A 12,853-nucleotide genomic window follows, 5' to 3' on the forward strand; every position below is an offset into this window, starting at 1 on the left:
CGGACGCCTTCGCCGGCAAGCCGGGCTCCTACAATATTGTGTGTTGGCCATTGAGCCGTGGCCGGCACCGTTTCCGATCAGCGATTTACATCCACCACCACCCGCCCACGCAATTGCCCGGCCAGCAGGCGCGGTGCAGCTTCGATCGCTTCGCTCAAACCGATTTCGTGGCTGATCAGCGGCAACAGATCGAAATCCAGGTCCTTGGCCAAACGCCCCCAGGCTTCCACACGCCGGGCTTTGGGTTGGGTCACACTGTTAATCCCGGCCAAGGTCACGCCGCGCAGGATAAAAGGCGCGACGGAGGCCGGAAAGTCCATGCCCTGGGCCAGGCCGCAGGCAGCCACGGTACCCTCGGACCTGGTACTGGCACAGGCGTTGGCCAGGGTGTGGCTGCCCACGGAATCGATGACCGCCGCCCAACGTTCCTTGGCCAGGGGCTTGCCCGGCTCGGACAAGGTGGCACGGTCGATGATTTCGCTGGCGCCCAGTTGCTTGAGGTATTCGTGCTCCGACAGGCGACCGGTGGAAGCGACCACCCGATAGCCGAGCTTGCTCAGCAACGCGATGGCGAAACTGCCGACACCGCCATTGGCACCGGTAACCAGGACTTCGCCTTGGCCCGGCGTCACTCCATTGCGTTCCAGCGCCATGATGCACAGCATCGCCGTGTAGCCCGCCGTGCCGATGGCCATTGCCTGTGCTTCAGTAAACGCCTCGGGTAGCGCAATCAGCCAATCGCCCTTGAGCCGGGCCTTTTGCGCAAGACCACCCCAATGCCCTTCGCCCACCCCCCAGCCATTGAGCAGGACCTTGTCACCGACCTTGTAGTCCGGATGCCCGCTGGTTTCGACGGTCCCTGCCAGGTCGATCCCCGGCACCATCGGGAATTTTCGCACCACCGGGCTGCTACCGGTGATCGCCAGGCCATCCTTGAAATTCAGCGTGCTGTACGCCACACGCACCGTCACATCGCCCTCGGGCAGCTGGTCTTCATTGATCTGTTGCAGTGTGGCCCGGTAACCGCTGTCGTCTTTGTCGATCAAAATACCTTGGAACATTGCTGCCTCCTGGTGAGATCACCCGTTGTGGTGTGAATTAAATACCACATCGCAAAAAAATACCGTACTCGACTTTAAGCCAATATGATGGACCGCTATCAACGATGGAGTACCCTGAAATGAGCCAGTGGCCAGATACTCGCCTGCTTGACCTGCTCGGGATCGAACTGCCGATCATCCAGGCCCCCATGGCCGGCGCCACCACCGCCGACATGGTCATTGCGGCGAGCAACGCCGGCGGCCTTGGCTCGATGCCTGCCGCCATGCTGAGCGTCGAGCAATTGCGTGAAGAGCTCAAGCGCATTCGCCAACAGTGCCAGCGCCCGATCAACGTCAACTACTTCTGCCATCAACCACCGCCCGTCGACGAGCAACGCGCCCAGGACTGGAAGAACCTGCTGCAACCCTATTATCGCGAACTGGGCGTCGACTTCGATGCGCCGACGCCGGTCTCCAATCGCGCGCCGTTCGATCAGGCCGCCTGCGAAGTGCTCGAAGAGTTGCGCCCCGAAGTCGTGAGTTTCCACTTTGGCCTGCCGGAGAAATCCCTGCTGGATCGGGTGAAAGCCACCGGGGCAAAAGTGCTGTCCTCGGCCACCACGGTCGAAGAAGCCCTCTGGCTCGAACAGCATGGCTGCGACGCCATCATCGCCATGGGTTACGAAGCGGGCGGACACCGGGGCATGTTTCTCACTGATGACCTGAGCAGTCAGGTCGGCACCTTCGCCCTGGTGCCGCAGGTCGTTGATGCGGTGAAAGTACCGGTGATTGCCGCTGGCGGCATAGCCGATGCGCGGGGTGTGGCGGCGGCGTTCATGTTGGGGGCATCGGCGGTGCAAGTGGGCACGGCCTATCTGTTCACCCCGCAGGCCAAGGTCAGTGCCTCCCATCACAAGGCATTGCGCACCGCCAGGGAAAGCGAGACGGCGCTCACCAATATTTTCACCGGTCGCCCGGCGCGCGGGATTCTCAATCGGGTGATGCGCGAGCTCGGACCGATGAGCGCCCAGGCACCGCGCTTCCCGCTCGCGGGCGGCGCGTTGATGCCGTTGCGCGCCAAAGGCGAGGCGGACTTCAGCAATCTCTGGGCCGGCCAGGCGTTTACCCTGGGCGTCGAGTTGAGCAGTGCCGAATTGACCCGGCGCCTGGCCGAGGAAGGCCTGGCGAAATTGCTTCGTCGCTGATGTTCATGGCGAGTGACAACCTCACTCGCCATAACCGCGCTGCAATGCATTCCGTTTGAAGGCATTTCGCTATATATTCAGCTATATAACGAATCACCCCCTCGCAACACTGCCTGTAACGGAGCCGTTTCATGACCCTTCGCGCCTCACGTTTTGCCCCTACGAGCCTCGCGAGCCTGCTCGCCGTGTTCGCCTTCGGCTCTGCCCAGGCGGACGAGGTGCAGGTCGCTGTCGCTGCCAACTTCACCGCGCCGATCCAGGCCATCGCCGCCGATTTCGAGAAGGACACCGGGCACAAGTTGGTCACGGCCTTCGGCGCCACCGGCCAGTTCTACACCCAGATCAAGAATGGCGCGCCGTTCGAAGTGTTCCTCTCGGCAGACGACACCACCGCGCAAAAACTTGAAGCCGAGGGCGACGCCGTCAAGGGCTCGCGCTTCACTTACGCTGTCGGAACGCTGGCGCTGTGGTCGGCCAAGGAAGGCTACGTCGATGACAAGGGCAAAGTGCTGGCCGACAACAAGTACCAGCATCTGTCGATCGCCAACCCGAAAGCCGCACCTTATGGCCTGGCAGCGACCCAGGTATTGGCCAAGCAGGGCCTGACCGACAAGGTCAAGGACAAGATCGTTGAAGGCCAAAACATTACCCAGGCCTACCAGTTCGTGTCCACCGGCAACGCCGAGCTGGGTTTTGTCGCCCTGTCGCAGATCTTCAAGGACGGCAAGATCACCAGCGGTTCGGCGTGGATCGTTCCGGCCAACCTGCACGACCCGATCAAACAGGACGCGGTCATCCTCAACAAGGGCAAGGACAACGCGGCGGCCAAGGCACTGGTTGACTACCTCAAGGGGCCAAAAGCCGCGGCCATCATCAAGTCCTATGGTTACCAGATCTAAATGTCGCTATCGAGTGCCGACTTTTCCGCCATCTGGCTGACCCTGAAACTGGCGTCCCTGACGACCGTCATCCTGTTGCTGGTTGGCACTCCGCTGGCGCTATGGCTTTCGCGCACCCAATCCTGGTTGCGCGGCCCGGTCGGGGCGATCGTCGCCCTGCCCCTGGTGCTGCCACCCACGGTGATTGGTTTCTATCTGTTGCTGGCGCTCGGCCCTCACGGGTTTGTCGGCCAGTTCACCCAATCCCTGGGCCTGGGCACCCTCACTTTCAGTTTTGCAGGCCTGGTGATCGGTTCGGTGCTGTACTCGATGCCGTTCGTGGTCCAGCCACTGCAAAACGCTTTTTCCGCCATTGGCACCCGCCCGCTGGAAGTGGCCGCGACCTTGCGCGCCAGTCCCTGGGACAGTTTTTTCAGCGTCACCCTGCCCCTGGCCCGCCCCGGTTTCATCACCGCCGCCATCCTCGGCTTCGCCCACACGGTCGGTGAATTCGGCGTGGTGCTGATGATCGGCGGCAACATCCCCGACAAGACCCGAGTGGTCTCGGTGCAGATCTACGATCACGTTGAAGCCATGGAATATGCCCAGGCCCATTGGCTGGCCGGGGTCATGCTGGTGTTCTCTTTTGCGGTGTTGCTGGCGCTGTACTCCAGCCGTAAAACCAAAGCAGGCTGGAGCTGATCGATGATTAACACGCGCCTGAAGTTGAACTATTCGGGGTTCGCCCTCGATGTCGATCTGCAGTTGCCCGGCCGCGGGGTAACAGCGCTATTCGGTCACTCCGGTTCCGGCAAGACCACTTGCCTGCGTTGCATCGCCGGGCTGGAACGGGCCGACCAGGGTTTTATCCAGGTCAACGATGAAGTGTGGCAAGACAGCGACAAGGGGATTTTCGTCGCGCCGCACAAGCGCGCGTTGGGTTACGTTTTTCAGGAAGCCAGCCTGTTTCCACATCTGTCGGTGCTGGCCAACCTGCAGTTCGGCCTCAAGCGCATCCCCCGGCAACAGCGCCGGGTCGACATGGCCCACGCGACCGAACTGTTGGGCATCAGTCACCTGCTCGATCGCCATCCGCAGCACCTGTCCGGCGGCGAACGCCAGCGCGTGGGCATGGCGCGCGCCCTGCTCACCAGCCCCACATTGCTGTTGATGGACGAACCGCTGGCAGCGCTGGACGCGCAACGCAAAAGCGAAATCCTGCCTTACCTGCAACGCCTGCACGATGAGCTGGACATCCCGGTGCTCTATGTCAGCCACTCCCAGGATGAGGTTGCACAACTGGCCGACCATATCGTCCTGCTCAGCGACGGCAAGGCGCTGGCCAGCGGCCCCATCGGCCAGACCCTGGCACGCCTCGACTTGCCGCTGGCGCTGGGTGACGACGCCGGCGTGGTGATCCAGGGCCATGTCGCGGCCTATGACGCCCACTACCAGTTGTTGACGTTGCAGCTGCCCGACACTGACCTGAACATTCGCGTGACTCACACGCCGATGGCCGCAGGCCAGGCATTGCGATGCAAGGTCCAGGCGCGGGATGTCAGCCTGAGCCTGCACGGTGACGAGCAAAGCAGCATCCTCAATCGCCTGCCGGTCACGGTGGTCAGTGAAATGCCCGCCGACAACAGCGCCCATGTGCTGGTACGCCTGGATGCGGCGGGCAGCCCGTTGCTGGCGCGCATCACCCGCTATTCCCGGGACCACTTGAACCTGCAACCCGGCCAACGGCTCTGGGCGCAGATCAAGGCCGTGGCGGTGCTGGCGTAACGCGTGGGCACGACTGGCGCGGCGCGGGGTCAATGGCTGTAACGGCCCCTCGATCCCTCGCCCAGGACAATTGCCATGCCCGATGCACTGCCCCGTGACCTGCATTACGTCGATGACACCCAGCCGGGCATCACCCGCCGGAAACTGCGCGGTCAATTCTGCTATTTCGACCCCTCGGGCCAACGCATCGTCGACCCCCAGGAAATCCAGCGCATCAATGCCCTGGCGGTCCCGCCGGCCTACACCGACGTGTGGATCTGCGCCGACCCGCGCGGCCACCTGCAAGCCACCGGCCGCGACGCCCGTGGACGCAAGCAGTACCGCTATCACCCGCGCTGGCGAGAAGTGCGCGACAGCGACAAATACTCGCGCCTGCGGGATTTCGGCCTGGCCCTGCCGAAATTGCGCAAACAGCTGGAAGCCTTGCTGGAGGCACCGGGTTTCAGTCGCGACAAAGTCATGGCCACGGTCATCACCTTGCTCGACGCGACGCTGATCCGTGTCGGCAATGCCCAATACGCCCGGGACAACCGCTCCTACGGCCTGACTACCCTGCGCGACCGGCATGTGGAGGTCAACGGCAGTGCGATCCTGTTCCAGTTTCGCGGCAAGAGTGGCATCGAACATCAAATTACCGTGAAGGACCGACGACTGGCGCGGATCGTCAAGCGCTGCCAGGAGATTCCCGGGCAGAACCTGTTCCAGTACCTCGATGAAAACGGCGAGCGACACACGATCACTTCCGCCGACGTCAACACTTACCTGCAAACCCTGACCGGCGCCGACTTCACCGCCAAGGATTACCGCACCTGGGCCGGCAGCGCACTGGCCCTGTCGGTCTTGCGCGAGCTTGAGTGGCAACCCGAATCACAGGCCAAGCAGCATGTGGTGGCGATGGTCAAGGACGTCGCCCGGCAGTTGGGCAACACCCCGGCAGTCTGCCGCAAATGCTACATCCACCCGGCGGTGCTCGAGGGTTTCCCCCTCGGCGCCCTGGCGCAACTGCCAAGGCCCAGGGTGCGTAAAGGCCTGCGGGCCGAGGAAGTCGCACTGGCGATGTTGCTGGAGAAACTGGCTTCTGAGGCGACGAACTGACCTGCCTATTTTTTGCACGATTGCAAATGGCTTCTATAGTTGATCTGTACACGAATCAGCTGCGGTGAAGCCATGGAAGACATTTTTGTCGTCAAGCGTTGCAACAAGATCATCATCCATGGACGCCGGGCTGGAGAAACCGTGCATCAACCCGCTGACGCCGCCGTCTGGTACCGCATTGCCGATACTCGCACCAATGGCTTCATCGGCGACGGATACGATCTTGAACACGATGCCCAACACGTATGTCGCCAGCTCAACGCCCGATCACAAATGACGGTCCGGCAAGGCTGACGAACATTCGCGAAGCGGTTACGGGTCTATACTGAAAAGGGCTGAAGGATCAGCGCCCCATCGGTAGAAAGCCCGCTAGCGGCGGGCTTTGCTTTTTTACTGCCAATCTTCAGGTTTCTTAACGGAGGTGTTCCCCATGTCCGAAAAAGAGTCCATCACCACCCTGCTCACCCTGCTCGACTCCCGTCAGGTTCGCCTGGCTGCAGCTTGCAAGGAAATCGCCGACTGGGTCGATCATCAAGGCGGACACCCGACTGCGCTCAGGATCCGTGACCGTCTGAACGACATCGAAAAGGATACGCCGTTGATCCGCAACACCCTGTCGGCACTGCGGCCAGTCGACCCGCCGCTGCCACGGTTCAGATGATTGCGATCCGGATACCGCTGCACAGACACGACCTGACGCGGGACACATGACCGGCGACGCTATCGTCACCGCGTGTATGTGTCTCTCCGATTCTTGCCCACCAACCCAGTCCGGCGCTGGGATTTTTTTGCGCCCCAGAGTGGCGAACGTCAGCAAAGCAGGGTTGTCCAATGTTCACCTCGCCACGAAGGAGGCGTTCAGATGGTTACCCACTTCAAAATCAGCGGGCACCTGGCCTGCGGTCACAAAGGCAACAACCTCACCTCCACCCGAGAACTGAATCGGGTCAAATGCAGAAGCTGTCGCAACACCGACGCTTACAAAGAGGCGCGCAAGAGCGAACGCAACGCCGCCCGCCGCGCCACACGCAAGGCAAGAACCCCTCATGTGCTCATAGACTGGCGCCAGGACTGGATCGAGCGCCTTTCCGCCATGGCAGGCCTGCAACGGCTGCCGCGGGGTTTTCATGGGCAGGGATTTGTCTAGAGGCAACAAGATCGGGGCCGATCCCGTCGACCCCAATCCTTACTGGTCAATGGCGCACCATCCCGAGGATTTCTTGCAGTGACATGCGCTTGAAGGACTCCACCAACCTGCGCCCTTCCTCTGGCCCCGACGATACCGCCAGCCGCATGGTCGCTTCGCCCAGGTGCCAGATCAAAAACGCCGAATCCGCCAGTTGCCGGGCGTCGGCGCCCGGGGTTACCCGCTGCATGGCCTGGGCAAGCATTGCGCCGGCGATTCGACTCTCCTGCAGTTCCAGCTCGAGCAGTTGCTTGTCGGCCTGCATGCCGGACCAGATGTCACGCATTGCTGGTGTCGCCACGACGATGTCGTAATACTGGTCGAGCAACGTCGAATAGGCCGCCTGTAATCCTTGCACATCCAAGACCTCCAATCGAAATCTGACGATCGATCGACCTGGGCCGCGGTGCTCGAAGGCGCCCACTCGGCCTACATCTGCTATCAACCCGACCTTGCGGTGCCAGGCGCCGTGGAGACGATCCAGGCATTCACCGACCAGGCCGTTGAACAGGGCGTGCGCAAGTTGGTGCTGTTGTACGGCCGTGGGGAGATCGAGGCGCAACAGGCGGAAAGCGTGGTGCAGAACAGTGGTGTCGACTGGACCTTGCTGAGGGCCAGCTGGTCCTGCCAGAACTTCAGTGAAGCGCACTTTCTCGAACCGATCCTCCAAGGCGAACTGGCCCTGCCCGTCGGCCCGGTCCCGGAGCCTTTTGTCGACGCAGAAGACATCGCTGACGTCGCGGTCGCGGCCCTGACTCAACCCGGACATACAGCTCAGCTCTACGAACTGACCGGGCCACGCGCGCTGACCTTTGCCGAGGCCGTCGCCGAGATTGCCGGCGCGACAAACCGCGACATCGGCTTCATGTCCGTACCGGCCGAAGAATATCGCCAGGCGCTGGAACAGCAACAACTTCCCCCCGCCCTGATCGACCTGGTCATGTACCTGTTCACCACCGTGCTCGATGGTCGCAATACAGCGGTCGCCGACGGCGTGCAACGGGCGCTGGGCCGGCCGGCCGGCGCGAGACTTCGGTGACTACGTCCGGCGCACCGCTGCGACGGGTGCCTGGGCCCGTCCGATGTGAGGCATTGGCGACAATGGCCTTCCTCGGCTAGGGTCACTTGCGTATCGAACCGAGGCGTCTTGATTGGCGGAAATCAGCCCATGGAGGAAGCGATGTCATCCACTCGTAATGCCGAACAAACCTATCGCCAGTGGTCCAGCCCGATCTTGCTTGAACTCAAGGAGAGAGAACATCAGATGTCTCCGTCAGACCGCGAGGCCCTGCAAACCATTTTGCTGGAAAGAAGACTGATCGATGTCGGCAATCCCAACGGCAGCGATCGTCGCAAGGCCGGCCTGAACGGTGATCAGAAACAGGAGTAATGTCGCAACGCAGAGCAATAGAACATAGCTGAAACAAACAAGGGTTTGCATTAGCTTTCGCCAGCAAACCCTTGATCCTCATGCGAGGAACTTACTTAAGCGGCTCGCTCCAGGGCGTCCAGCAAGTTGGCGAATTCCAGCGAAAGTTTATGTCGTGGGGCGAAATGCACGAGGGGGACCGACATTTCGTGAGACTCGCGCATCTTGACCGAGCTACTCAGGTAAACCGGCAGCACAGGCAACCCTTCCGCCATCAGCTCATCAACCAGCATCTGGTGCAAGCCGGTGTGGCCGGTGAACTGGTTGACCACCACCCCTTCCACTGTCAGTGATTCATTGTGATCAAGACGCAGCTCTTCCACCTGGGCGATGACGCGATACAGCGCCTGGCGGGAAAACCTGTCGCAATCGAACGGAATCAGCAATCGGTCGGCAGCCACCAGCGCGCTGAAGGTGTAGAAATTCAGTGACGGCGGTGTGTCAATATAGATGCGCTCATAGTCCTCGGACAGTGTTACCAGCAGCTTGCGCAGCTTGTTGACCTTGAATTTGCTCTCGAGCTTCGGCTGCAGGTCAGACAGCTCGGCACTGGCCGTCACCAGGTCGAGGTTGGCATAAGGCGTGCCGGTGATATTCACGCGATTCTTCCTGCCTTCGAACCCGCTGGACAACGTCTGTTTGAAAAAATCGGCAATGCCCGCAGGAATGTCCTCATTCAGCAGGCCGGTAAGATAGTGAGTCGAGTTAGCCTGGGGATCGAGATCAACCAGCAGCGTCCGGTAGCCTTCGGCAGCACTGACGGCAGCAAGGTTGCAGGCAATGCTGGATTTTCCGACACCGCCTTTCTGATTGAATACGACACGACGCATGGGACTTGTTCATCCATGAAAAGGCCAGAGGCCGACTGTGGGAAAGTGTAAGAAGTCGTGTCAATTCTATGACTGAATTATGACAGTATTACGACAGTGGTTGGCGCAACCCCTGGATTAGAGCCTTGGGCTGGATCGCTGGCTTGTTTTCGACAAGTTAAGCTCTAGCAGCAGCCCGATGGATCTCTTACCCGGATTGACAGAGTCAGCTCAATGGCGGACGGGTTGAACTACAGGTTATGATTCACGCATCAAAGGAATGGAGGTGACGTATGAAGCTATGGATAGCGGGTTGTTTCGCTGTAGCAATATCAGGTTGTGGCACGATCAAAACGCTGAACGACGAGGAAGGCGCTGCCGACAACCTGGCCAAATGGAAGTCAAATTGCTACTCCATCCCCCGCGTCTACAGTGGCGCTGCCTATCAGTTCTGTAATTTGGATGGCCCTCCCAGGTCGGGTTCGCACTGGGCAGCACCGACAATTGCCATGGACCTGGCAATTTCCGGCATCGCAGACACCATTCTCCTCCCCTACACCGGCTATCTGCAGTATCAGCAAGGCGATATCAAGGTTCGCAGAAAGCAATACTGACCAGAAGCCGTTCAGCCCGGGATTGTTTTCGCAGCAATCAACTCATGCTTCGCAGCCTCGGTACGCGTAATCGCTGGTACCGGGTCTGCCCGAAGCTGGGTCTTCAAGTATTGCCGGGTACGCTCAGTGTCAAAGACTTGCTTTGCTATCGCCATTTCCTCAAGCAGTTGCCGATTGACTGAGTAGTAACCGCAGTTCGGACATTTAAACTCATCAAAACTGCCTACCGGAAAGGCTTTCTCGGCACTCTCGCGACATACGACACAAACAGTGATGCTCATACCTGGCTCCTTGTGGCTGACCTATCAACTGTAGCTGAACCATCCCTACCCTCCAGACGCCCATGTTCAAAGACGAGGCGGCAGCGCGTCTGGACAGCATGTGACCGACACTCGGCAGGGAAAGAGGAAAGGGTTACGCAACCAAGTGAATTGCGGACCAGAAACGAACAAGGGTTTGCATCAGCTTTCGCCCGCAACCCTTGATTCAGGATGGTGCCCAAGCCGGAATCGAACCGGCACGCCCTAAGATGTTCAAGCCAGGCTATTCGTACTACCGATTTAGTCCGTAAATTACCCCACTTTTATTCCGCCCTCGATAGCCTGACTTGACCTGTATCACTCGAAATTTTTTAGATTCCTACTATTTTCAATTGAGCCTGCTAATACCACTTCGGGTACAGCGTATTGCCACTAGAAGGAACTGATCGATGAATCACGAGATACAATCGAAGAGGCACACCCCACTTAAAGGCCAATGGCGCCCCCACAAAGTAGCCGGAACTCTTTGCTCACTCGTTGCAGCCATTGCATTGGCCACTAACGCGATCGCAGCCGATGCAGAGAAAGCGAAACCCGCCTCGCAGGCAACCAAGGCGGCTAACAATGCGTTGCTCAAGGAGCTGCCGTTCAACGATAAAACGTCCTTTGAGCTGGCGCATAAAGGGTTTATCGCACCCCTGCCATCGACTGTCATCAAGGGCGCCTCGGGCAATGTGATCTGGGACCCTGCCAAATACGCCTTCATCAAGGAAGGTGAAGAGGCTCCGGACACCACCAACCCCAGTCTCTGGCGCCAGTCCCAGCTGATCAACATTTCCGGCCTGTTCGAGGTTACCGACGGTATCTATCAGGTCCGCAACTACGATCTGTCAAACATGACCATCGTCGAAGGCAAGGATGGGATCACCATCTTCGACCCGCTAATTTCCGCGGAAACCGCCAAGGCGGCACTCGATCTCTACTATCAGCATCGGCCGAAAAAGCCCGTCGTGGCGGTGATTTACACCCACAGTCACGTTGACCACTACGGTGGTGTGCGCGGCGTAATCAATGAAGAAGATGTGAAAGCCGGCAAGGTGAAGGTTTATGCCCCCCTTGGATTCATTGAGCATGCGGTAGCCGAAAACGTCATGGCTGGCACGGCCATGAGTCGTCGTGCCAGCTACATGTACGGCAACCTGCTACCTCCCGCCCCGACCGGCCAGTTGGGTGCAGGCCTGGGCACCACGACCTCAGCGGGCACGGTGACGCTGATCCCACCGACCGACATCATCAAAGAGACCGGCGAAACCCGTGTCATTGATGGCCTGACCTATCAGTTTCTGTACGCGCCTGGCAGTGAAGCGCCCGCGGAAATGCTCTATTACATCAAGGAAAAGAAAGCGCTCAACACCGCCGAAGACTCCACACATACCCTGCACAACACCTACTCGCTGCGCGGCGCAAAGATCCGCGAACCACTGCCATGGTCGAAATACCTTAACGAGGCGCTCAAGTTGTGGGGCGACGATGTCCAGGTGATGTATGCCATGCACCACTGGCCGGTCTGGGGCAACAAGGAGGTGCGTGAGCAGCTGTCTTCGCAGCGCGACATGTACCGCTACATCAACGACGAAACCCTGCGGATGATCAACAAGGGCTACACCATGGTCGAGATCGCCGAGCAGTTCAAACTGCCCAAGGAGATCGCCAACAAATTCTCCAACCGTGGCTACTACGGTTCGGTGAACCACAACGTCAAGGCCACCTACGTGTTGTACCTGGGCTGGTTTACCGGTAACCCGGCGCAGCTGAATGAACTGCCACCGGAAGAAGGTGGCAAGCATTATGTGGAGATGATGGGCGGCGAAGAAGCTGTGCTCAAGAAAGCCAAGGAGTACTTCGACAAGGGCGAGTTCCGCTGGGTCGCCGAAGTCGTCAACCACGTGGTCTTCGCCAACCCGAGCAACCAGGCGGCGAAGAACCTGCAGGCCGATGCCCTGGAGCAACTGGGCTACCAGGCCGAAAGCGGGCCATGGCGCAACTTCTATCTCACCGGCGCCAAGGAACTGCGCGAAGGCGTGATGAAGCTGCCGACACCCGATACTGCCAGCCCGGATACGGTGCGGGCCATGGACCTGGACTTGTTCTTTGACTTCCTGGCCATGCGCTTGAACGGGCCAAAAGCCGAGGGCAAACGTCTATCGCTCAACTTCGATTTCACCGACCTCAAGCAGAAATACTCGGTGGAGATGGAGAATGGCGTGCTCAACCACACCGAAGGTGTTGAAGCAAAAGATGCCGATGCGAAGGTGACCCTGACCCGCGACACGCTGAACAAGATCGTGCTGAAAGAGACGTCATTGAAAGATGCGCTGGCCTCGGGGGATATCAAGATAGACGGGGCGCAAGGCAAGCTGGAAGAGCTGGTGTCCTATATGGATAACTTCGATTTCTGGTTCAACATCGTGACGCCTTAACGGATCAATTTCTAAGGGATTGTACCGTCCATAGAGCAAGTTCTCAGAAGACGGCAGCGCTTGAAAAGCTGC

14 protein-coding genes and 2 pseudogenes are annotated in these 12,853 nt (G+C 59.5%); 12 read left to right on the top strand and 4 right to left on the bottom strand.

From position 1 onward, the window contains the following. Positions 1-77: 77 nt before the first annotated feature. Positions 78-1,061, bottom strand: coding sequence for an acrylyl-CoA reductase (NADPH) (gene acuI / locus ACYP2Q_RS16515; RefSeq protein WP_459731437.1), 984 nt, complete (start codon positions 1,059-1,061; stop codon positions 78-80). Between the two features lie 119 nt (positions 1,062-1,180). On the opposite strand from acuI, the gene ACYP2Q_RS16520 reads away from it, so the two are divergent. The 8 genes from ACYP2Q_RS16520 (at position 1,181) to ACYP2Q_RS16555 (ending at position 7,150) form a co-directional block, all read left to right on the top strand. Continuing rightward, positions 1,181-2,245, top strand: a complete 1,065-nt coding sequence (locus tag ACYP2Q_RS16520; protein ID WP_459731438.1) for an NAD(P)H-dependent flavin oxidoreductase — start codon at positions 1,181-1,183, stop codon at positions 2,243-2,245. Between the two features lie 131 nt (positions 2,246-2,376). Continuing rightward, the gene (modA, locus tag ACYP2Q_RS16525) at positions 2,377-3,144 is read left to right on the top strand and encodes a molybdate ABC transporter substrate-binding protein (RefSeq protein WP_459731439.1); all 768 of its coding nucleotides are present in this window, start codon (positions 2,377-2,379) and stop codon (positions 3,142-3,144) included. Beyond that, positions 3,145-3,825 carry a molybdate ABC transporter permease subunit gene (gene modB, locus ACYP2Q_RS16530; protein WP_459731440.1) on the top strand — a complete coding sequence of 227 codons (681 nt, stop codon included), beginning with the start codon at positions 3,145-3,147 and terminating at the stop codon, positions 3,823-3,825. Between the two features lie 3 nt (positions 3,826-3,828). After that, positions 3,829-4,908, top strand: a complete 1,080-nt coding sequence (modC, locus tag ACYP2Q_RS16535; RefSeq protein WP_459731441.1) for a molybdenum ABC transporter ATP-binding protein — start codon at positions 3,829-3,831, stop codon at positions 4,906-4,908. 75 nt (positions 4,909-4,983) lie between these two features. Next, positions 4,984-6,003: a DNA topoisomerase IB gene (locus ACYP2Q_RS16540; protein WP_459731442.1), complete on the top strand. Its 1,020-nt coding sequence runs from the start codon at positions 4,984-4,986 to the stop codon at positions 6,001-6,003. 72 nt (positions 6,004-6,075) lie between these two features. Next, positions 6,076-6,297, top strand: coding sequence for a hypothetical protein (locus ACYP2Q_RS16545; RefSeq protein WP_459731443.1), 222 nt, complete (start codon positions 6,076-6,078; stop codon positions 6,295-6,297). Between the two features lie 136 nt (positions 6,298-6,433). Beyond that, positions 6,434-6,664 carry a hypothetical protein gene (locus tag ACYP2Q_RS16550; RefSeq protein WP_274075992.1) on the top strand — a complete coding sequence of 77 codons (231 nt, stop codon included), beginning with the start codon at positions 6,434-6,436 and terminating at the stop codon, positions 6,662-6,664. A 201-nt stretch (positions 6,665-6,865) separates the two neighbouring features. Continuing rightward, positions 6,866-7,150 (top strand): hypothetical protein, encoded by a 285-nt coding sequence (locus ACYP2Q_RS16555; RefSeq protein WP_459731445.1) that lies wholly within the window; start codon positions 6,866-6,868, stop codon positions 7,148-7,150. A 46-nt stretch (positions 7,151-7,196) separates the two neighbouring features. Here the strand turns inward: ACYP2Q_RS16555 and ACYP2Q_RS16560 are convergent. After that, a pseudogene (locus ACYP2Q_RS16560) lies at positions 7,197-7,556 on the bottom strand (TetR/AcrR family transcriptional regulator); the annotation flags it as partial. 15 nt (positions 7,557-7,571) lie between these two features. Between ACYP2Q_RS16560 and ACYP2Q_RS16565 the strand changes: the two are divergent. Both ACYP2Q_RS16565 and ACYP2Q_RS16570 read left to right on the top strand, forming a co-directional pair. Then, positions 7,572-8,277: pseudogene (locus tag ACYP2Q_RS16565) on the top strand (Rossmann-fold NAD(P)-binding domain-containing protein); the annotation flags it as partial. Between the two features lie 92 nt (positions 8,278-8,369). After that, positions 8,370-8,579: a hypothetical protein gene (locus ACYP2Q_RS16570; protein WP_459731785.1), complete on the top strand. Its 210-nt coding sequence runs from the start codon at positions 8,370-8,372 to the stop codon at positions 8,577-8,579. Positions 8,580-8,674: 95 nt separating this feature from the next. Here the strand turns inward: ACYP2Q_RS16570 and ACYP2Q_RS16575 are convergent, their stop codons facing one another. Next, the gene (locus tag ACYP2Q_RS16575; RefSeq protein ID WP_459731446.1) at positions 8,675-9,448 is read right to left on the bottom strand and encodes a ParA family protein; all 774 of its coding nucleotides are present in this window, start codon (positions 9,446-9,448) and stop codon (positions 8,675-8,677) included. A 272-nt stretch (positions 9,449-9,720) separates the two neighbouring features. On the opposite strand from ACYP2Q_RS16575, the gene ACYP2Q_RS16580 reads away from it, so the two are divergent. Continuing rightward, positions 9,721-10,041 carry a YceK/YidQ family lipoprotein gene (locus ACYP2Q_RS16580; protein WP_459731447.1) on the top strand — a complete coding sequence of 107 codons (321 nt, stop codon included), beginning with the start codon at positions 9,721-9,723 and terminating at the stop codon, positions 10,039-10,041. Positions 10,042-10,052: 11 nt separating this feature from the next. On the opposite strand, the gene ACYP2Q_RS16585 is transcribed toward ACYP2Q_RS16580, so the two are convergent. Then, positions 10,053-10,322: a hypothetical protein gene (locus ACYP2Q_RS16585; protein ID WP_459731448.1), complete on the bottom strand. Its 270-nt coding sequence runs from the start codon at positions 10,320-10,322 to the stop codon at positions 10,053-10,055. A 530-nt stretch (positions 10,323-10,852) separates the two neighbouring features. On the opposite strand from ACYP2Q_RS16585, the gene ACYP2Q_RS16590 reads away from it, so the two are divergent. Then, on the top strand, positions 10,853-12,781 hold the full coding sequence (locus tag ACYP2Q_RS16590) for an alkyl/aryl-sulfatase (protein WP_459731450.1): 1,929 nt from the start codon (positions 10,853-10,855) through the stop codon (positions 12,779-12,781). Positions 12,782-12,853 lie beyond the last annotated feature (72 nt).

The sequence above is a fragment of the Pseudomonas sp. MHK4 genome (assembly GCF_054600775.1).

What these genes read in the sequence shown, in the direction of transcription:
- acuI (WP_459731437.1), bottom strand. Translation starts at nt 1,061, where the DNA reads ATGTTCCAAGGTATTTTGATCGACAAAGACGACAGCGGTTACCGGGCC.
- ACYP2Q_RS16520 (WP_459731438.1), top strand. Translation starts at nt 1,181, where the DNA reads ATGAGCCAGTGGCCAGATACTCGCCTGCTTGACCTGCTCGGGATCGAA.
- modA (WP_459731439.1), top strand. Translation starts at nt 2,377, where the DNA reads ATGACCCTTCGCGCCTCACGTTTTGCCCCTACGAGCCTCGCGAGCCTG.
- modB (WP_459731440.1), top strand. Translation starts at nt 3,145, where the DNA reads ATGTCGCTATCGAGTGCCGACTTTTCCGCCATCTGGCTGACCCTGAAA.
- modC (WP_459731441.1), top strand. Translation starts at nt 3,829, where the DNA reads ATGATTAACACGCGCCTGAAGTTGAACTATTCGGGGTTCGCCCTCGAT.
- ACYP2Q_RS16540 (WP_459731442.1), top strand. Translation starts at nt 4,984, where the DNA reads ATGCCCGATGCACTGCCCCGTGACCTGCATTACGTCGATGACACCCAG.
- ACYP2Q_RS16545 (WP_459731443.1), top strand. Translation starts at nt 6,076, where the DNA reads ATGGAAGACATTTTTGTCGTCAAGCGTTGCAACAAGATCATCATCCAT.
- ACYP2Q_RS16550 (WP_274075992.1), top strand. Translation starts at nt 6,434, where the DNA reads ATGTCCGAAAAAGAGTCCATCACCACCCTGCTCACCCTGCTCGACTCC.
- ACYP2Q_RS16555 (WP_459731445.1), top strand. Translation starts at nt 6,866, where the DNA reads ATGGTTACCCACTTCAAAATCAGCGGGCACCTGGCCTGCGGTCACAAA.
- ACYP2Q_RS16570 (WP_459731785.1), top strand. Translation starts at nt 8,370, where the DNA reads ATGTCATCCACTCGTAATGCCGAACAAACCTATCGCCAGTGGTCCAGC.
- ACYP2Q_RS16575 (WP_459731446.1), bottom strand. Translation starts at nt 9,448, where the DNA reads ATGCGTCGTGTCGTATTCAATCAGAAAGGCGGTGTCGGAAAATCCAGC.
- ACYP2Q_RS16580 (WP_459731447.1), top strand. Translation starts at nt 9,721, where the DNA reads ATGAAGCTATGGATAGCGGGTTGTTTCGCTGTAGCAATATCAGGTTGT.
- ACYP2Q_RS16585 (WP_459731448.1), bottom strand. Translation starts at nt 10,322, where the DNA reads ATGAGCATCACTGTTTGTGTCGTATGTCGCGAGAGTGCCGAGAAAGCC.